Consider the following 19,417-nt stretch of genomic DNA (forward strand, 5'->3'; position numbering starts at 1 on the left):
TAGGCTTGAACACCCTTATTTTACAACAAGGACGATGCTTTTTGCTTAAGCTTTAATCTCACCCGCAGAGCGGGCGGTTGTTAAAGGCTGCTTTGCAGCCTTCAGCACTAAAGTAATAATACAAAAAAGGACAGAACCATACATAGTTCTGTCCTTTATCGTAATTCATATTGCTATATCTACTGTTTTATTTTGCTTTCATTTTTTTTTCTAATTGTTCATACCAGCGAATGAATTCTTCGTCGCTTTCATTTTCTGCCAGCTCTGAACGATCAAAATCTTCTGGAAGTTCCAAGGTATAATCAATACCGTAAGTTTCTTCCATAAAACGATACATTTCTTCTAAACGTTCGTCTTCTTTTAACTTTATGTTTTGTTTTAAAGCGTCAAATAGTATTTCGTCATAAAAAAATGCGTCCTCCATCATGAATGAATTGTTTTCCAGAAATTCATACACATCTTCTCCCGGTTCATAGTCCAAAAAACAATGACTTGGGCGAATCCACTGCTTGACCCATTTTTTCAGTTTCAAATCATCCGCATCTACCGTAAAACTTCTGAAAAATTCAACAGCCGCATCGAAACATTCTTTTCCATAATCTTCCCATGGCGTTTCAATAGGAGCACTTGTGCTAGTATGGTAAATCAGTTCTTCGCCATCACTAACAAAAAAACCGGTTTCTTCTACAAAAAATTCACCTCCGTCATCTTCATAACTCATTTCAATTTTCAAATCTTTTTTGTGCATATTTTTCAGAAAATCTTGATACTCCTGTACTGTCAAAGGTCCATGGGTTTTGATCCAGTCTATGGTCCATTCATGGAAAGATTCTAATGTTCCCAAAAAACCCCAACGTCCACAGCCAAAAAAAGAGGCACTCTTATTTTGTTCAGACAAGTTTCCACAATACTGAATCCCATATTGTCCATAAAAACTCCAGCTGTTTAAAACTGGCTGGAACAGAGCAATATCTTCTTCCTTCCAATCTCCTACTAATGTGAGTGTTCCATTTGCACGTGTGATATTTGCCATACTCCTTCCTCCTTTACTTTCTGATTGCTTATCTAAAGTATATCACGGAATCAAAGCATTGCAAACAAATATGATTATTCCATTCCTTTTGTTTTGTTCCTTCTTCTTTCATCTGCTTGCGATTCTTCCTACATTACGTGCCATATTGACTACGGAATTTACGGAATATACCGTACTCATTGCGTTGAAACGCATACTGGTATCCAATCCAAAGTTCTGTGCGATCCTTGGTACCTCTGTGCTGGAAAGCATCAATCCGATGCCCAGCAGCATATTTGCGTTATAAGTAACCAGCCCTGCAACCAGTACAATGGTCTGTAAAAACGCTGTCAGGCAGAGAGCTGCTACCTGTTTGCACCAGGATACGAATCCGTCGCTGTATCCTCTTGGCACACTGAACAGATAAAGACTGCCAGTTGCCATCATAATAAGAAGGATACCACCTCGTTTTAAGTTTGCGAAAAACACTTTGATGACCGCATATCCAATGAGTATGACAAACACAATAGACACCACCACATTGGCACCAGGCGTTTCAAAGCTGCCCAGTACCATAGTGGCAATGGCACCAAGTTTTCCTGGTGAATCCGACATACTAGCAATGGCACCGATCAGTTCATTTGACAGATTAATGCAGAAGACATAAAGGTCGATAGGTACTACAGTAAACAGGCTGACGGCGAAAAAACCTTTGATGATATTTAACGCCAAGTCCTGAAAACTTCCTTTTCCTCTCTGTGCATCAATGGCTGTGTCAAACACAGCCACTACAATACCAACGATATACAACGCCCAGGCGAAATAATAAAAAAAGAGCAGGATTGCTTTGATCCAATCCAGCTCAAAAAGTTCTGCACCCATCATGTTGATCATACTGAAAAACTCACCGAAGAATGTGATCAGTTTACCGTAGATCCAGTCACAGAACTGATCCAGCACACCGTCTACGGCGAAGTCTAAGCCAAACATCGTTTCATCACCTTCTTTTTCTGTTATTAGAAATGTTCATCTAAACACTTATTTTGTACGAAAAAAGCCTTTATCCTATTTAGAATAAAGGCTCAATTCATATCAACTTTCTTTGTAATTCTCTGAAATAACTGATTCATACTATCATATTGACAGGCAAAAGCTTCTGCACTGGATCTGATCATTTCATCAGATGTCACTTGCGAAAAGTCTACGCTATACCCATTTTCTTCTGCCAAATACTCAATAAATAATCTCTGTGTTCTTCCATTTCCTTCTCTAAAAGGATGGATTACATTAATCTCACTGAGATAATAGGCAAGCCGAAGTGGCATATCGTTTTCAGATGTTTCTTTCAGATATTTTTCCTGTTTTAATTTATGGAATAAACTTTCCGCATTCGCTTCAATGAATGGATAGTTACAAAACATATTTCCTTTTGCGATATTTACCCATCTGATTTCACCTGCCCAATCATAAATATCCTGAAATATATATTTGTGAATATCCATTAAATGCTGCAAATCAAAATTCCCTTTGATTTTATGCACCCTTGCATTGGCAAGTCTGACAGAAGTGATTTCTCTTTCCGCCTTTTTGAGTTCCTCTGCATCTCGAATTCCTAATTTATTCATTAGAATATCGGAATGCGGATAACAGTATCGTTCATCGAACTCATAACTGTAACTATAATCTCTGTCCATATTTCAACTCCGATTCTGTGACATATTGTCTTACCAAATCTTGAATGGTACTTTCCACTTTCTGATTATCTCCCACACAAAAGCGGATTCTATCCTTATCCTTGCTTGTAAGAGGCATTCCTTCCATTGCCATAGACGCATCTACTTGTTTGATGATCCATTCGGTATCTTTCATTCCATTCTGCACCTCTTTCCATTTTCTCTTGATATTGATATTATACCATTTTTATGGGTTTGACTCAATGGATTTTCCCCGACTTAAATTCCAAGAATATTCCAGATATAAGTCGGTGCTGTAATAGCAAACACCAGACCAAAGAACAGGATTGCCACTGGCGCGAAATCAAATTCACCATGCTTTTTGTGTAGGCTAAGTGCCCGACGCCTTGTCATATTACTATGATAGGTTTTCCAACACTCGCCCCCGAACCGTACGTACACCTCTCAATGTATACGGCTCTCCATTTGTTATTTCAGTCTGCCTAGATGCAAGTCAGTATGGCATTGTCTGCACAATGCCATTGTCTTTCTGTTTCTTGCAATCATAAAAGCTTCCCATCGACTTTTGCCTTTTAAATCTTTTAGTTTGCGAATATGATGTATTTCAATCATTCCGTCTTCTCTGCCACAATATTCACATTTACCGGCTTCAAGCCTTTGTTTTAAACTTGTTTTCGCCGTATACATGATTGTTTTTGGAATAATATCCACTTTTTCCGAGTACTTTAATTTCTTTCGTGCATATCCTCCATTGTAAAACAGACGTGTTTTTATATTTCCTTTTTTGTCCTTGTATCGCACTCCAAAACCTTTGCCTATACGCATTTTCTGTGTAATTTTTCGTACGGAAGTCCTGTACTTGGTAGCATACGTTTTGAACATACTATACTGCATAATGTACCCAAATGAACTTACGATTGATGAATTGTTTGCCAAACTATAGTAATTTCTGAAACCTCGAATTTCACTGTTATACTGCTCTAATATTTCAAGGTCATCATTATTTTTAAGGTAATACCTTGCTTTAGGTTTAAAATTTTCTTTTCCATATACAGTAGTTTCAATGCTCATAGCCTTATATTCCAGAAGTTTATCTCTTATAGTTTGCATAGATACTGATAAACAAACGGAACCACTCAAGTTTCTAGATTTTGTTCCATTTTTATTTGTTGTAACCGCATTTGTTTTTCTTACATAAATCTCATATCCTAAAAATTTTGCTTTGTCAGATGAATTTGTTATTAACGTTTTTTCTTCTGAAAGTTCTAATTTCAAACTGTTTTTGAGATACTCTGCTATTTTGCTTTTCAGACTTTTTGCATCTTCTTTACTGCCTATCACACCAACAATAAAGTCATCTGCATATCGAATATATTGCAAACGTTTAAAATCATTGTCCATTGGGTCACTATATGGTGTTTGATATTTCTGTTTTTGAATTTCTGCTATTTTCTGCAAAATTTCTTGTCGTTCGCTCTCATCTGTTGTTACATGAAGCTTTCTTCTAAGTCTTTGTAAATGACTTTGAAATTTAATTGCTTGTGGCAACTTTTTTCTACCTTTTCCTTTGTCAAATTCAGATTTTAGTTCCTGCATATATTTATCAAATTCATCAAGATATATATTAGCAAGTATTGGGCTGATAATCCCACCTTGTGGTGTGCCGGAGTAGCTGTTATGATATTGCCATTCCTCCAAATATCCTGCTCTGAAAAATTTATTTATCAATCGCAAAAACTTTTCATCTTTTATTCTTTTTGACAAAATACCTATCATTATTTTATGGTCGATGTTATCAAAAAAACCTTTTATGTCTCCTTCGATAAACCATTTTGCTCCTGTGAATGATTTTTGTATGGCATTTAAAGCTGTATGACAACTTTTGTTTGGTCTAAAACCATGAGATGATTTTTCAAAATATCCCTCGTAGATTGTCTGTAATATCATTCTTATCATTTCCTGTATGAGTTTATCATCAAATGACGGTATGCCAAGCGGTCGCATTTTCCCATTTTTCTTTGGAATATATGTCCTTCTTGACGGATTAGGTTGATATTTTTCAGATTTTAGGCTTTCAATAAGTTTATCAATTCTTTCTAAACTCATTGCGTCGATTGTTTTACCGTCTGTTCCTTTTGTCATATTACCTTCACTTGCATATATATTTTGATATGCAAGCAAGTAAAAGTCACGATTATATAAATTTCTGTATAATCGTTCATAAGTATATGATTTTTCAGAACTATGTTGTTGCAAACTGTTTAACACATTGATTGGATTTCTCATAATGTATCACACACTATCCTTTCTTTCATGTTAAAATAACAAACTGCCACCCTTCGCCACGTACAAGGCTTTCCCTTGCTCAAACTACTACGGTGGCTCCGTTGCCGTACCGAATATTCAGTGTCATCTCTCTTGCTTTTTACACTTGAGATTTATCCCCTAATGGCATTACACATAGCCAAATCATTGGCATTTCGGGTTAGGCAATCTCCATTTAATTAACTAATAATAGCGTGAATGATTGTCGGATACCGTTTTCGCCTTTTAATGTTTATACATTTTGGTTGCATATAGCTTTGGCTGTATCTACTCGACTAACATAGTACAGATATGCAATAAAACACCTATAGTTATCTTGTGTTTCAGCTCCTACACAAGCCCATCAGACTGCGGTTCAAGTAGTTTAACTTTTATCCTTATATCACTCTTTTCATCTTGCCATTCAGTCGTGAGATGATAACTTCTCAACTTATGACGTTACCGACGTGCTATGTTCCTTGTTATTGATTTCTCTCACAAGTAAGTCGGTTGATGACAGACATTAAAGCACAAGTCTGTTAGGTTGCTAAACCTACAATTATTAGATAGCCTTTATGGACGCACAATCAAAGTAAGCCATAGCTAATTTGACAAAAAGCAGGATTGCCAGCACACAATCTACCACTGGAAAGATAACGTTATTGGTTACGGTTTTGATCTGTGTTGCTGCTGTTTTCCAAGTGCTTTCAATGGCTGTGGAAACCTGCCCACTATCCGGTGCCGCAAATACTGGCGGTGCAAAGAAGATCACTGCCATAAGCACAACCACAGTCAGCAAAAATACCCTTTTCCATCTTACTGCCATTGTTCTTCTCTCCTTTCATAGAAAAGGGGCAGCCTTAAGACTGCCCCATATTTCTCAAAACTATTTTATTTACTCATTGCTTTTTTATCAATAACCTGTTTTGGGAAGCGTTACCGGCGGTGTATTCACAGTCCACACCGTTGTGTTCCAGCTGGTCTTTGCACTTTCCCATTCATTGCCGTATCTTCCGCCAACATCTGCTCTATTGACGATACGGTAATCTTTCGGCATATTCGGCATTACCTGACAGAATACAGACATATTTTCAAGCATCTTAAAACCAGGGCTTGCCTTCGGGAATTCCAGACGCACATCTGTTACATATTCCCCATTTGCCAAGCCAAGTACATTTGGATGGAGGCTATATTCATAGCTGTTCTTTGTCAGAAGATTTTCCGCAAGCACACGATAATCCCTGTAGTTCGTTTTATAAGTGATCTTATAATACATTCTTTCGGAATATGTCCCTGTGACGATCTTCAAAGCTCTTGTGGCATCTGTTGGAATCCTGTCATGGATATAGAAGTTTTCCAAAGTGCCGGTGGAGCCGTTCTGCACTTCATAAATGTCATACTGGATGGTCTGTCCAGGAGATGCGGCATTTGGTCCTTTTTTCTGAACGGTCAAGTTCAAAGAAATGCTGCTGTTCAGCACTTCAAATCTGACGATATCACCGTTGTGCCTGATTTCTGCCAAAAGTGTTTTATCATTCAAAGCGTAATATCTTGGTGCAGATACTTCTTTGATGGTGTAGACACCTACAGGCAAACCTTTTGATGCCGCAACACCATTGCTGCCGGAAGAAATCTTGTCTACCAAATTTCCTGTGGTATTATAGATTTCAAATACCGCGCCAGATAATGGAGAACCGGCAGGAAGACCTGTCAGTTCATTGAACTCAGAAGAACGTTTTGTAATAACGATCTGACCGACTTCCGGTGTATTCTCCCACTCGATTTCTGTTGTTCTGCCTTTCTGCACATAGAATGTTTTCTCGCTGTTGTCAGAGATATATCCTTCTGCAGGCTCTAATTCTCTGAGTTTGTACTTGCCTTCTAGAAGTTCTTTTCTGATCCAGATATAGCCTTCGTCATCTGTTTCAAACTGACCGATTGGTTCATTGTCACTGTCATATAACAGGAACTTTACTCCTGGAATGCCTTCTCCTGTGACAGAATCGATTTTATGGATCAATACAGAAGACATTGGATCATTCTCCACTTTTAATGTTGTTCTCTTCCCGTCTTTGATCTCGACTTCTTTGGCTTCACTGTCAAGTTTGTAACCTTTAGCTTCTTTTGTTTCCTTTACCAAGTATGTGCCTTCTTCCAGCCCTTCAATAACAATCAAGCCGGATTCATCTGTTTCATAATATCCAATCTGCTCGCCGTTGAATTTTGTTACAAGGAATTCCACACCTTCGATAGGATCGCCGGTCCTGCTGTTAGTTTTCTTAATGACCAAACCGGAATATGGCTGATTTTCCACTTCCACAATAGTCTGCTTTCCAGACTTAACCTCAACGGTTTTCGGTTCTTTGTCCCAGTGATAGCCTTCTAAGCCTTCTGTTTCTGTTATCGTGTAGTAGCCGTCTTCCAAATCAGAGATATAGACCATACCTTCTTTATCTGTTTTGAATGTGCCGATTTTCTCGCCATTCATTTTAGAAACTGAGAAGGATACACCTTCCAACGGTTCCCCTGTTTCGGAATCGGTTTTTACGATTTTGATTCCTGAAAGCGGTTTGTTTTCAAATGTTACCACTGTTGGCACACTCGTTTTTACTTCAACGGTTTTTGGTGTTTCGTCCAAAATGTAGCCTTCCGGTGCTTTTGTTTCTCTTACCACATACCAGTCTGGATCAAGTGTCGGAAGCAGAATGGTACCGGTATTATCTGTAGTGTACTCACCTACGTGTTCCCCATTTTGCTTTTCCACAGCAAATTTTGCTCCAACAAGCGGTTCACCACTGATGGAATCCACCTTTTTAATGACAAGAGAAGTCATCTTTTTATTGGTGAACTCCAATGTATATGTTTTGCCATAATCCAGCGCGATGGTTTTGGACTGCTCCTCCAACATATAGCCATCCGGCGCCTTTACTTCTTCTACGATATAACTATCCTTAGCAAGGTAGGAAATCGTAATAGAGCCATTGCTGTCTGTGGTAAAGATGTCATTGTTTCTTCCAATGACATCGCCTTTGGATGTTGTCACCTTAAACTGCGCACCAGACAATGGATTACCGTTATCTGCGTCTTTCTTCAAAATCACGAGAGAGCACATAGGCTGATTCTGGAAATGCACTTTGTATGTAGCACCATCTGTACCAATTTCAATGGTCTGCGGTTTTGTATCGCAGGCATATCCTTCTGGTGCAATGCGCTCAGTTACTACATAACTGCCTGGTTTCAGATTTGGAATCAGGATTTCGCCATCGCTGTTTGTAGTATACATACCGTTGCTGTTGCCAACCACCGTTCCATCACCTGTTGTTACTTGGAAAGTGGCATTGGATAATGGTTTATTGGTCAAGGCATCCACTTTTGTGATGAGCAGAGAGCCGTAAGGATAGTTTCGGAATACTACTTCCACAACAGATGTTCCGTCTGCTTTCATATTGACTGTCTGCATATCTGTTTCCGCAATAATGTAGTTGTTTGGTGCTTTTGTTTCTCTGACCGCATAAGCACCTGCTTCCAATCCAGTGATAACAATAACACCGGAATGATCAGTTGTTGCCGTGCAGATCAGTTTGCCGTTTTGACCACTTGTTTCCCCTGTGATTCGGAATACTTCAAAGGTTGCACCATCCAGCATTTCACCTGTATTGGCGTCTGCTTTCTTGATGACCAAACTGTTCAGAGGATAGTTTACGATACCGTCTACAACTTCGTAATCATTCCCACTGGTGATTTCAATACCTTCGGTCGTTGTACTGCCGCCTGTACCACCAGTGCCGCCGCCACCTGCGATATTATCATCCTTCAGATAAGAGTTATCGCCAGGATTCAAGTAAATACGAGTTACAGGGTTTGTCGGTTTCTGGTAACCCTGTGCCGGAATGGTTTCTGTTACGATATACCAGCCAGGTTCTACATACGGCAGTTTGATTCTGCCATTTTCATCGGTCTTGAATGTACCGACTGTTGTAATTGCACCATCGTCTTCCTCATGCTCGATCTTGAATGTGGTGTTTGGAATACCCTTGTTGGTTGTATAATCTATTTTCTCGATGATCAATGTAGGGTATTTGATGTTTTCAAACATTAGTGTTTTTTGATCGCCTGCTTCCAGTTTGACTCTTTGCGGTGTACTGTTCAAAATATAGGGTTTCGGCGTAGAAATCTCAGTGATTTCATATGTACCTGCTTTCAGCCCAGGAATCACGATCATACCGTTTTCATCGGTAGTAGCTGTTGTGGGCTGTACGCTGGTATCGTCTACTTCCTTGACTTCATACACAACCCCCGCAATCGGCTCTTTGGTCACAGAGTCGATTTTCTTGATTGTCAGTTCTGGCAATTTGATATTGTCTACCTTCACGATGATTTCACCATCGCCAGGTTTCGCAACGATCACTCTGTCAGGGCTTGTTTTATCAGAGAACATATATCCAGGAGGTGGATTCAGTTCTTTGACCACATAAGTACCGGGTTTGAGATAGCCGGATGTAAATTTACCGTTTTCGTCAGTCATGCCTTCAACAACTGGACGTGCAGTGTCAGCCTGCTCATAGATAGCAAACTGCGCGCCAGGCAATTTTTCGCCTGTTTCTTCGTCGTATTTTTCAACGGTGATGCTGGGCATCTCAAGGTTTGCAAATAACAAGAACTTGCTATCGCCTGCATTCAGTCTGATGTCCTGATGCTCACCTGTCAGCACATAAGGCTCTGGTACAAATACTTCTGTTACAGTATATACATCGGGATCGAGATATCCAAGTTCGCCACCGTCCATACCGACTGTTACTTTGCCATCTGCACCTGTTGTTACGGTACCGATCACAGTTCCGTCGGATTTCTTGATTTCAAACTTGGTGCCTGGTACTGGATCACCTGTCTGTCCGTCGATCTTTTCGATGGTAAGCACAGGTTTTTTCAAATTTTTCATAACCACCTGAATATTCTTGTCTTTGCCAAGGTATACGGTTTGAGGGCAATCACCCAATGCGTATCCTTCAGGTGCAGTCACTTCTGTGATTTTATAAGTACCTACAGGTACATTTTTCAGTGTAGCAACACCATTTTCTGTTGTGACTGTGGTTGTGTAACTGCCGTCTACCTGTTCTACCTTAAAGGTTGCAGGGTCGGTAACGACTTCGCCTGTCTGCTGGTCGATCTTTGTGATAGTCAGCCCAGGGAATTTGCTGTTGAGGAACTTCAGGCTGGGAGCCTGTCCATTTCTTACAGTCACATACTGAGGTGTCTGATCCAAGATATATCCTTCTACGGTAGATACTTCTCTTACAAGATATGTACCGTCAGGTACATCTTCCCATGTGATTTTCCCATCTGCATCAGTTTTGCCCGTTGCTCTCCATGCACCTTTTCCATCGATCTGCATGATTTCATACTGCACGCTAGGAATAGGTTCACCTGTTTCTGCATCTTCTTTTTCTGTCACCACAATATGCGGCGGATAATCACGGAATGTTGCTGTTGCAGTTCCATCTTTTGGTACTGTAATTACCAAAGTTGTAGGTTCTGTCAACTGATAACTATTGCCGGAAGAACGTTCTACAACGGTATACGTTCCCTCAGTGGTGATATTAGGCTCCCATACGCCAGATTTATCTGTCGTACCTGTGTCGATCAACTGCCCCTGTGAGTTATAACAATCAAATGTTACACCTTCCAAAGGAGTGGCGTTATCTCTTGCATCCAGTTTGATAACTTTCAGCTTACCCTTTCCAGGTTCTCCAGGCTCTGTTGGGTCACCCGGTTCACCAACAATCATTTTTGCATTGATTGTAATCGGCTGATTTGGCATACCGATTTCCATATCCTGTACTTTACCATCCAGTCCATTCAAGGGTTTGCCAATCAGAATAACATTGGAATACAGATTAGCAGAGATCTTCACGTTTGCTTCTGCATTGCCACTTGCTGGAACAGAAGTCTTTGGAATACGGATTGCAAATGTTTCATCACCTTTGAACTGTGTTTTTTCGATGCCGTCTTCACCTGTAATGATTGTTCCAACTGGATAATCACCAGTCAATTCGACCTTATACTTTGTGATTTTCTTTCCAGAATTACTTGTTTCCTTTACCTGAAAACGCTGTACAAAGTAGTTTCCTTCTTCCACTGGTTCTTCATCCACCTTAATCGTACCGTATACTGCTGCTTTTACTGGTTCAGGATTATTCAATGCTAGATCAACCAGTTTGTCAAATAATTTTTTTACGTTCGGATTACTAGGACAATCCCACGCATCTTTATTTGTATAATTTGACACACCAATCACACACCAAATGGCTGCCTTTGTAGCAGCATAGGCTTCTTCTTCACTGTTTACACCTAATTCCTGATACGTCTTATATGGAATACTGTTATTGATGATGGCGGCAACTTTTTCATTTGTTTCTGCACCAGCCACATTCAAATCATACTTTCCAGCAAAGTATTCTCCAGGACCAGCCTTATTGGGATCAACACAAAATGCTGGATTTTTATTGCCATCCGCATCGTACCACCATGCGGAGGAATGAAGCACTTTTTTTCCGCCATACAGCATATCATTGATATCTTTGCCTTTAACAACAGTAATTTTTGTGATGTCACTACCATCATTTGCCGCATACGCAGTTGGCATAAATATCGTTGGCAAAGCAATTATCAATGCCAGCAAAAAGGCAATGATTTTTCTTGTTTTACACATTAGTTTTCCCTCCTTTTTGATTTTTTGCATATAAAAAAGAGATACACTGTTTGTATCTCTTTTTTACCTACCCTATATTTTTATTTATCAATCAGCAAACAACTGTACCCAGTAACTACCATATTCACTATCTTTGTCGTATAAATACGCCACCCCTGTGTAAGTGTATTCTGACTTCATGTAATTTTTTTTATGATCTTTAGATTCTGACCAATCTTTTACTGCCCTTTCTGGAGAATCTGCTCTAGCCACAATATTTTCTCCAACATAACTACTTGGATAACCTGCTTCGGTTGCTGCAGAAATATAGTTTTCTCCATTTGGTCTTGTATGGGAAAATTTTGATGAGATTTCTTGAACTCTCACATCAGCAGCCTTCATCAGTGTTTCATCTGTCTGAAGTGGATGTAACCCCGCCTTTTCTCTTTCTTTATTGATTAGATCAATTACTTCTTCAGCATATTCGTCACTTTTTGCATTCTGCTCTGCTTCATACTGTTCTTGTATCTGTTGTCTTTTTTCCTCAACTGTAAGAGAATCCGTTTTCACCTTTTCTGGTTCTGCAGGAGCATCTGCCACTTCTGCATATCTGTCAACATAGTCTAACAATTCTTTATAGTAAGCAAATTGTTCTGCCGGCTTAGTTTTGATTTCTACTGTTTGGGTGGCACTATTCCAGACAACATCGGCATGAAGTCCTTCTGCGATATCTCTGACACCCAGCAGTGTTCTGCCATTCTGTACCACTGGTGTAGCTTTTAATTTTTCTTCTTCTGCGTAATATCCAGAATTGCCTACGAGGATAGAGTTGGTTTCCATCGTGATGTTTGTGAGATAGATGAAATTTCTTCCTAAATCCCTGCCAACATCCACAGTTTTTTGGATTATAATGTGGCGTTCATCTTGGAAAACTCCGTCAACCAAGGTATTTCCAGGATATGTTTCAAAGGTGACTTCCCATCCCATTTTCTCAGCCACATCTCTTACAGGCACCATCACTCTGTTATCAATATTCACCGGCTGCTGATCCTCAAAATTGACCTTTTCCCCATCAACTGTAACTGTGATCTGGTCAGCAGCGAAAGCTCTTGGTGCTGTACCTAATACCATTGTGGCTGCCAATATGGCTGCTAATCGTTTTTTCATATTTTTCACGCTCCTTTTTCTTTTTCACTGCATTTTGAATCAATTGGAAACCGTATCTCTGCCAAAGTCTTTCTATATTTATTTCGCCTCCTTCCCCTTGTTTTCCTTTCAATATCATTTATATTGGAAAAGCATTTACACTGCAAGCAAAAGATTATTTCTGCACTGCCTGCACGCAAAGACGCTGATCGCCCACATCTTCCACACAGGTGATCAATGTCAAGCGGTTGTCACTGGTGTACTGAAGTTTTGACCAGTCTGTATCGGCAATCTTTGTAATGGATTTTACCACATAGGTTCTTGTGCCAAGTTTCGTGGTATAGGTCATTTCATCGCCAATATCCAGTTTTTTCAGTTTTCCAAAGTAGTCATTGGTACCTCTGTTATGTCCTACCAAACCGATATTTCCATTCCAGCAGGAAGTGGAAGCCAAATGTCCCACACCTTTTTTCATCGCTGTGAAGGTATCACCGTCATAGGCGGTTACCGTCAGCCCAATTTCTGGAATCTTCAATACGCCAATGCTCCCATCGCTGTTTCGCACCTGCTCAATGGTTGTTAAGGGATACTGCAAAACTTCGTCATATACCTGTTCTGGAATCTCATTTGTCACATAGCCGTCTGAAGAAATATCTGCTGTGTAGCTTCCACTGGTACCCCCGCCATAGGCTGTACCTGTAATCAGACTGTTTGGACTTTGGGTATAAGGATTGATTGGTGCATTGGTTGGTGCGTATGTAGTGTTGTTAATGGATGGTGCATTTGGCTCCACCACATTTGCCCCATACTCTGAATCATAGACTGTCTGCGGTGATACATCATAAATATCCCTGAGATAATCCGGTATCTCCCCTTGGATGTTGATATTGGATTTTCCCACAATAACAAACTCCTCTTGATTCTCTGTTTTGTAATTGTAACTTAAATCTGAGTCAAGAGCATAAGCTGGCACGCAGAAGCCAATAGTAGAAAATAAAAACAAAAGCAGCATCGTTCTCATTTTATTCCGCATCCAACACACCTCCCAAATCCAGTTCAAATCGATATTCTCCTTTTTTCTCATTGACTCTGTGCTTTACTGTCATGTCTTTATAGGTCACACTGATATTCCTGCCGAAAAGTGCCTTTGTTGTTTTCTTGTCCAGCACAAACTGGAATACATTGCTTTGAATCAAGTCCTCAAACTCATTCAAATCAATCACAGGCTGCTTTGGATTGACATTTTGTCTTCCAATGCAGATATACTCTTTGTCAATGAGATTATACACATCAGCCCCTTGCCTGTTTTTCAGATAAAGCAACAGCATGGCAATGGCACAGCCCAAAAGCAGTACCGCAATAATGCCTGTTACTGCTTTTAATACTGGCGGCATTCCATTTTCCATCAGTTTTCCTGTGTAAGTAATGGTAAAGGTTGCCGTATCCGCCGTTGTCTTTGTTACATTGCCTTTGTACCTTGCTGTGGATACATAGCCCGTAGGCACCTGCGAGCTGAATGTTTTTGAATAAGTAGCTACTGCCTTATACTCTGTGGGTACCAAAGTGTCTCCGGCAAGGGATGTTCCCATAACAGTCCAGCTGACATTGGTCAAGGGCAATGTATATCCATCTTTTATTGTTGACTGAGCAACGTAAGAAGGATCGGCATACATCAAGCCTGGGTATTCCTTTGTGGCAGATACCGTATAATTCTTGGTGGTATAGCCTGCTACCTCTGTGACGATGCTGCCGGTATCCAGTGTCAATGTACCCTGATATCCATCTTTGTCGTATGTTTTTGTTGCTGGAAAGAGTTTGATGACATCTTCCAGATTTTTGGAACCGCCTTCTGCCTTAGCGTCTTCTGTGACTTCTTTTGTGTCCTTATTCTCATTGAGCTGTTTATCCGCAGCGATATAGCTGAACAGGAAATCTTCCAATACAAAGTCTTCTTCCACCAGCTGCTCTTGTGGTGTATTCGCCGGCAGATCATAAACCTTGACCAGATATTCCACACCGTCTATGTTCTTCCTTTCCACGGAGATTGGTACAGGCAATGTGTTTTCAGTTGCATTTTCCTCTTGTATCAGCGTTTCTACACTCACCTGAGATGCCGCAGCCGATACAGGCAGAAGCAGTGATACTGCCGCAATCAGACATAAGATTGCTTTTTTCATACGGATTCCCTCCTTTCTTCTAATTCTTTCCTTTTCTCCTCAAGTACCATGCGTTCTATAGTCAGGTCATCGGGGAGAAGATGAAAATCAGCAAAAAGTTCTGTTTTTTTCCTCTGGCAGTCATCAGAAAAATCCTTTGTTCTCTGATACTGCCGCAATGCTTTTTCAATGTCCATGGTTTGTCACCCCTTTTCAATAAAAAAAGCGAAGGACTTCGTCCAACACTTCATCCAAGGACTTTCCTTCGCTTAACAACTGCTTGATTCTGTTTTTGATCTGATCTCGTTCTTTTTCCGCATCCTCCTTTTCTTTTTGGAAATCTGCCTGCAGCACCTCCACAGGATTCTCCGCAGTCACTTCAGCCTTATTGATTAAAATGATCCCGCCCCTTCCGGTTATCTGCACCACATCATCCTCATGGATTCCAACGAATCTTCTAAGTGCCACAGGCAGATAAATCAACCCCTTCGCACTGACGGTTTTAAAACAATTGATTGTCATATCCATACCTCCTTCATTCAACAAAAACTCCAAAATAGAATCCTTTTTTCAAAGCAGTGTCAGCTGTTTTGGCTGACTGTTTAATCTCAGATTTGGATCGTAGTTTGTAATCACAAGTTCTTTGAACATACCCCCTGGTGTATATTTCTGTGCTATGCTGTTGAGTCTTTCAAAAGGCGTGATATAAAAATCTTTATACAGCTCACGAATAAACTCGCAGTCATTGTATGAAAGCATAAAAAATCCTTCTATCTTCCCCAGCACTTCACGGAGCAGATAATGCAGTTCCAATGTAAACAATTCCTCATACTGCTTTTCTGTCCCAAAGTATGGTGGATCAAGATAAAAGAAAGTCATTGGACTGTCATACAAAGCGATGATGACCTCAAAACTTTTATTCTGTATGATCACACCTTTGCCCGGATTTCCGCCAGCCATCAAAATCTCACTGTCACTCTTCACGCCGTTTTCATTCAGCCTGCGGTTGGCAAGCCATATAGTGCGGTATGTCTGGGCGATATTTACCGGCTGACCATTGAAGCTGTTTCCACCTGCCGCATAGCTGTAGCGGATCAGCTTATAAAATGTAGCTGCTCGCCTCACATCGCCCAGTTCAGCCTGTGTTGTGATCAGTTCTTTATACTCCCGAAAATCTATAGGAGAAAGATAAATCTTTGCCAGTGCCATTTCTTCTGTCTGATATGGCAGTGAAAAATCCTGCTTTCTATGCCAGTCCAGCATCAGATCAAACTCTGCTCTGCTGTTCAGCGGCAAAAAACCAAGCTCTTTTACAAAGCTCATGGGCTTATGTTTTACTACATGGAACATATTGGTCAGATTGGAATTGGCATCGTTATACACCTCGAACCTTTCCGGCTTTTTGGCGAAAAGCACCCAACCAGCACCACCGAATACTTCTACATATTTATCATAATGCGGTGGGAAACGTGCAATGAGGAACTCACGCATCAATCGTTTTCCACCGATCCATGGAATCATACTGTTTACCATATTTCATCGCCTCACTTCTATGAGCCTTTATCCATTTTTATCCCTTCCTTTCACAACTTCATTTCATAATCATCGCTTTGGTCATTTTCTTCGTTTGATTCTTGGCTGAATTGATTTACATTATCAGCAGAAGTATCTTCCACATACGCACCTTGAATAAGTTTCCCCTGATGTGTCTGCATATGTTCCCTGCCGATTTTTGCGTAATCCAGATATGGCAAAACTTCATCGGGAAATGAAACATCAAAAAGTTCATTTTCCACCAAAAACTCGCCTAACTGCCTTTCATTTTGGATGCCGTTTACCACACAGACTTCCGAAAGATGGTCCATCAGGTCGATCATTTCTTTTACAGTTCTCGGCTCTTTTAATGGAAGCGCCAAACCATATACACGCTGCATTTCCTCTGGCAGTTTATCAAACCTGCAAAATAGCTCGTTGAGCTGAAATACATCCATTTCTTCTTTTGGCAGTTTTTCAAGTATTTCTCCTATGGTATATGTTTTTTCATTTTCGCAATAAACTCCATAAACCGTATGCCCACAGCTTTCAGGTAATTTATTGTCTACAAAAAAACCTTTCAAACCAATTCTGCCGCACGGGAAATAGACGGTCATATACCTTTCTCTGTCTTCCACGTTTTTTCTTTTAAATTCCGCATAACCAAGAGCTTTATCTCTTTCTTCCTCGCTCAAGTTCGGCGGATAGCAGCTGTACCAGTTTTCCGTATACTGCCAGAAATAACTAATATCCTGATAGTTCTGATATATGATTCGATTTTTTGGTTCTTTAGCTGCGATATGCTCTAATCGTTTCCAAAATCTGTCTTCTGCTTTTGGTCCGCCGCCATGCTCTGCTAAATCCTTGATGCTTTCCTGCAGTGCTTGTTCCACATATTTTCTTAACTGATTTTGCTGTTTCTTATCTGGAAGCTGTATGCCTTCCACAATTCTTTTCTGCATTTGCTTTATCACTTCATTCAACGGCTACACCTCCTTTGCAATTTTTTCTGCCTGCGTCAAATCTCATAAATGGCTTCTTCGAGGCTTTTGGGCTGCTTATCTTTTAACTTTTCTCGATAAAGCATCAATTCATCTTCCGGCAATGCAGAAAGAAGACCGGCAAAAACATTCAGTTCAAAAATATTGACTCTGCTGATTTCCAAAGAACACAAAAACTCCTGTGCTTCTTCCACATCACACTCTACATCTGAAATCTCGCAGTCATCCAACGATTCCATTTCTGTTTTCTCAAGGGCGATCCAGATTTCATTTTCTTCTACCGGAAGAACCAATCTGACACAGATGTCTTTTTCCTCTTTTACCAGTTTTTCACTTGCCACATACAAACGAATCATATAAAATCCCTCCTTAAAATAAGTAATAAAAAAACAGACCATCTGTCTGTTCTCAGCTTTGAATGTTTTCATTTTTCCAATATCCTGCTATTTTTTCGCCGATGGCTCGCACCACAGGCACTGTGACTGCGTTTCCGATCTGTTTATACAGCTGTGCGTCTGAACATACGCTGGCTGCTCTTTCAAAATATGCATCCGGTACCCCTTGCAGACGAAATGTTTCCAATGGTGTTAGTCTTCGGATACGGGAATCCAAAAGGATTCCATGAATATCAGATGCCGTAAGTGTGAACATTTCCTCGTTTTCTTCTTTGATCCTCCTTCCGTTTTGTCTTGTCTTTTCTTTTCCTGGATTCAACAAAGCTCTTGGCAGTCTGCTTTCCAAAATGCCTGTCCTGTGCTGTCGGCATCCCAATCCCTTTCCATAGCTTGCGTCAATGGTGCCGCTGTAGGGTTTTGTTACAAGACCGCTTTGCACATCCTTCGCAACAAAGTACAAACCTGTTTTTGCGCCTAATCCTCCTGTTCCTGAAGTGATAGTTGGTGAAACGCCTCCTGTGTCATAGATCCTGCTTCCCTGCGGGCCTCCAATAATCTGTGCAGGAGCTGTTTTGCCTGGGCTTCTGAGAGGAAATATTTTTCCGGTACTTCTTCCTGTAAGATCTCCGATAATGTACACACGTTCTCTGCTTTGGGGTACTCCGTAGTCTTTGGAATTGACAAGCGCATATTCCACACCGTACCCCAATGCGGCCAGTTCACATAGAACGATGGCAAAATCCCAGCCTCCGCCAGAGGAAAAGATTCCCTTAACATTTTCAAGGATAAGCCATCTGGGTTTATGGTCACCTCGTTCTCGGAGGAGTCGAACAAACTCAAAAAACAAGCCAGTTCGTTCTCCGTATAATCCTCTCCTTTCCCCTGCCATTGAGACATCCTGGCAAGGGAATCCGCCTGTCCAAAGATCGACATCTGGTAGGCTTTTGGCACAGACTTTGGTGATGTCTTCTTCAAACCACTCTCCCTCCTTTATGCGGTGCATCGCCAGATAGCTCATATTGGCATATTTGTCTATCTCACAATGCCCTTTGCAGGTCCAGCCTGCCTGCTCCAGTCCCAAACGGAACAACCCGATCCCGGCAAAAAAATCCAAAAAATACATACACATTTCTCCTTTCGCTGTCTTTTCTTTCCATGCTGTTGACGTTTCCTTTTTTCTGAGGTAACATACAACAACCTGTAAGATGGCAGCGAAAAGAGGGCTTTCTGCTCCGATTCGGTTTGTCTTATGGGCTTGTTTTCAGAATCTTAAAACAGAAACAAGGCGGATTGTTCCGCCTTGTTTCTTTGCTTATATCTGCATATCCAGATCAGTTTCTTCTATTTCATCGGCATCACCTCCTCGTATTATAAAGTAGTAGTGTTTATAGACTCTCTCCAAGGTCTGTATGCTATACTGTTGGAGATACTGTGGATTGTTTATCACCCCCTACCACTTGATGGTTTATGAAAGGCTACAACCACAGT

Annotated in this window: 17 protein-coding genes; all 17 read right to left on the reverse strand. The window is 40.6% G+C overall.

Going from position 1 to position 19,417, the window contains the following annotated elements:
* Window positions 1-187: 187 nt before the first annotated feature.
* Window positions 188-1,033, reverse strand: a complete 846-nt coding sequence (locus tag INF29_RS10945; protein ID WP_193486549.1) for a hypothetical protein — start codon at window positions 1,031-1,033, stop codon at window positions 188-190.
* Window positions 1,034-1,141: 108 nt separating this feature from the next.
* Window positions 1,142-2,002: a conjugal transfer protein TrbL family protein gene (locus tag INF29_RS10950; protein WP_193486551.1), complete on the reverse strand. Its 861-nt coding sequence runs from the start codon at window positions 2,000-2,002 to the stop codon at window positions 1,142-1,144.
* Window positions 2,003-2,094: 92 nt separating this feature from the next.
* On the reverse strand, window positions 2,095-2,706 hold the full coding sequence (locus tag INF29_RS10955) for a Fic/DOC family protein (protein WP_193486553.1): 612 nt from the start codon (window positions 2,704-2,706) through the stop codon (window positions 2,095-2,097).
* Window positions 2,690-2,881 (reverse strand): hypothetical protein, encoded by a 192-nt coding sequence (locus INF29_RS10960; protein WP_193486555.1) that lies wholly within the window; start codon window positions 2,879-2,881, stop codon window positions 2,690-2,692. Before INF29_RS10960 ends, INF29_RS10955 begins: the two co-directional genes overlap by 17 nt.
* An 83-nt stretch (window positions 2,882-2,964) precedes the next feature.
* Window positions 2,965-3,099: a DUF3852 family protein gene (locus INF29_RS10965; RefSeq protein ID WP_084730699.1), complete on the reverse strand. Its 135-nt coding sequence runs from the start codon at window positions 3,097-3,099 to the stop codon at window positions 2,965-2,967.
* A 75-nt stretch (window positions 3,100-3,174) separates the two neighbouring features.
* Entirely contained in the window at window positions 3,175-4,992 is a 1,818-nt protein-coding gene (locus INF29_RS10970) for a reverse transcriptase domain-containing protein (protein ID WP_193486557.1), read from the reverse strand.
* A 580-nt stretch (window positions 4,993-5,572) separates the two neighbouring features.
* The gene (locus INF29_RS10975) at window positions 5,573-5,836 is read right to left on the reverse strand and encodes a DUF3852 family protein (protein ID WP_243184147.1); all 264 of its coding nucleotides are present in this window, start codon (window positions 5,834-5,836) and stop codon (window positions 5,573-5,575) included.
* A gap of 87 nt (window positions 5,837-5,923) precedes the next feature.
* Window positions 5,924-11,719: a SpaA isopeptide-forming pilin-related protein gene (locus INF29_RS10980; RefSeq protein WP_193486559.1), complete on the reverse strand. Its 5,796-nt coding sequence runs from the start codon at window positions 11,717-11,719 to the stop codon at window positions 5,924-5,926.
* A gap of 87 nt (window positions 11,720-11,806) precedes the next feature.
* Complete coding sequence (locus INF29_RS10985) at window positions 11,807-12,865, reverse strand: CAP domain-containing protein (protein ID WP_193486561.1); 1,059 nt, start codon at window positions 12,863-12,865, stop codon at window positions 11,807-11,809.
* Between the two features lie 154 nt (window positions 12,866-13,019).
* Window positions 13,020-13,745: a class D sortase gene (locus tag INF29_RS10990; RefSeq protein ID WP_306530611.1), complete on the reverse strand. Its 726-nt coding sequence runs from the start codon at window positions 13,743-13,745 to the stop codon at window positions 13,020-13,022.
* A 121-nt stretch (window positions 13,746-13,866) separates the two neighbouring features.
* A complete protein-coding gene (locus INF29_RS10995; RefSeq protein WP_193486565.1) occupies window positions 13,867-15,021 on the reverse strand; it encodes a hypothetical protein in 1,155 nt (384 codons plus the stop codon).
* Complete coding sequence (locus INF29_RS11000; RefSeq protein WP_193486567.1) at window positions 15,018-15,197, reverse strand: hypothetical protein; 180 nt, start codon at window positions 15,195-15,197, stop codon at window positions 15,018-15,020. The genes INF29_RS10995 and INF29_RS11000 overlap by 4 nt, the downstream gene beginning before the upstream one ends.
* A gap of 16 nt (window positions 15,198-15,213) precedes the next feature.
* The gene (locus tag INF29_RS11005; protein WP_193486569.1) at window positions 15,214-15,522 is read right to left on the reverse strand and encodes a hypothetical protein; all 309 of its coding nucleotides are present in this window, start codon (window positions 15,520-15,522) and stop codon (window positions 15,214-15,216) included.
* A gap of 48 nt (window positions 15,523-15,570) precedes the next feature.
* The gene (locus INF29_RS11010; RefSeq protein ID WP_193486571.1) at window positions 15,571-16,533 is read right to left on the reverse strand and encodes a DNA adenine methylase; all 963 of its coding nucleotides are present in this window, start codon (window positions 16,531-16,533) and stop codon (window positions 15,571-15,573) included.
* Between the two features lie 50 nt (window positions 16,534-16,583).
* Window positions 16,584-17,507: a hypothetical protein gene (locus INF29_RS11015; RefSeq protein WP_334298149.1), complete on the reverse strand. Its 924-nt coding sequence runs from the start codon at window positions 17,505-17,507 to the stop codon at window positions 16,584-16,586.
* Between the two features lie 44 nt (window positions 17,508-17,551).
* Window positions 17,552-17,890, reverse strand: coding sequence for a hypothetical protein (locus tag INF29_RS11020; protein ID WP_193486575.1), 339 nt, complete (start codon window positions 17,888-17,890; stop codon window positions 17,552-17,554).
* A gap of 52 nt (window positions 17,891-17,942) precedes the next feature.
* Complete coding sequence (locus tag INF29_RS11025; RefSeq protein ID WP_193486577.1) at window positions 17,943-19,052, reverse strand: DNA cytosine methyltransferase; 1,110 nt, start codon at window positions 19,050-19,052, stop codon at window positions 17,943-17,945.
* Between the last annotated feature and the right edge of the window lie 365 nt (window positions 19,053-19,417).

Source organism: Anaerotignum lactatifermentans, from assembly GCF_014982935.1.
Classification (GTDB): Bacteria; Bacillota; Clostridia; order Lachnospirales; family Anaerotignaceae; genus Anaerotignum; species Anaerotignum lactatifermentans.

What these genes read in the sequence shown, in the direction of transcription:
- INF29_RS10945 (WP_193486549.1), bottom strand. Translation starts at nt 1,033, where the DNA reads ATGGCAAATATCACACGTGCAAATGGAACACTCACATTAGTAGGAGAT.
- INF29_RS10950 (WP_193486551.1), bottom strand. Translation starts at nt 2,002, where the DNA reads ATGTTTGGCTTAGACTTCGCCGTAGACGGTGTGCTGGATCAGTTCTGT.
- INF29_RS10955 (WP_193486553.1), bottom strand. Translation starts at nt 2,706, where the DNA reads ATGGACAGAGATTATAGTTACAGTTATGAGTTCGATGAACGATACTGT.
- INF29_RS10960 (WP_193486555.1), bottom strand. Translation starts at nt 2,881, where the DNA reads ATGAAAGATACCGAATGGATCATCAAACAAGTAGATGCGTCTATGGCA.
- INF29_RS10965 (WP_084730699.1), bottom strand. Translation starts at nt 3,099, where the DNA reads ATGACAAGGCGTCGGGCACTTAGCCTACACAAAAAGCATGGTGAATTT.
- INF29_RS10970 (WP_193486557.1), bottom strand. Translation starts at nt 4,992, where the DNA reads ATGAGAAATCCAATCAATGTGTTAAACAGTTTGCAACAACATAGTTCT.
- INF29_RS10975 (WP_243184147.1), bottom strand. Translation starts at nt 5,836, where the DNA reads ATGGCAGTAAGATGGAAAAGGGTATTTTTGCTGACTGTGGTTGTGCTT.
- INF29_RS10980 (WP_193486559.1), bottom strand. Translation starts at nt 11,719, where the DNA reads ATGTGTAAAACAAGAAAAATCATTGCCTTTTTGCTGGCATTGATAATT.
- INF29_RS10985 (WP_193486561.1), bottom strand. Translation starts at nt 12,865, where the DNA reads ATGAAAAAACGATTAGCAGCCATATTGGCAGCCACAATGGTATTAGGT.
- INF29_RS10995 (WP_193486565.1), bottom strand. Translation starts at nt 15,021, where the DNA reads ATGAAAAAAGCAATCTTATGTCTGATTGCGGCAGTATCACTGCTTCTG.
- INF29_RS11000 (WP_193486567.1), bottom strand. Translation starts at nt 15,197, where the DNA reads ATGGACATTGAAAAAGCATTGCGGCAGTATCAGAGAACAAAGGATTTT.
- INF29_RS11005 (WP_193486569.1), bottom strand. Translation starts at nt 15,522, where the DNA reads ATGACAATCAATTGTTTTAAAACCGTCAGTGCGAAGGGGTTGATTTAT.
- INF29_RS11010 (WP_193486571.1), bottom strand. Translation starts at nt 16,533, where the DNA reads ATGGTAAACAGTATGATTCCATGGATCGGTGGAAAACGATTGATGCGT.
- INF29_RS11020 (WP_193486575.1), bottom strand. Translation starts at nt 17,890, where the DNA reads ATGATTCGTTTGTATGTGGCAAGTGAAAAACTGGTAAAAGAGGAAAAA.
- INF29_RS11025 (WP_193486577.1), bottom strand. Translation starts at nt 19,052, where the DNA reads ATGTATTTTTTGGATTTTTTTGCCGGGATCGGGTTGTTCCGTTTGGGA.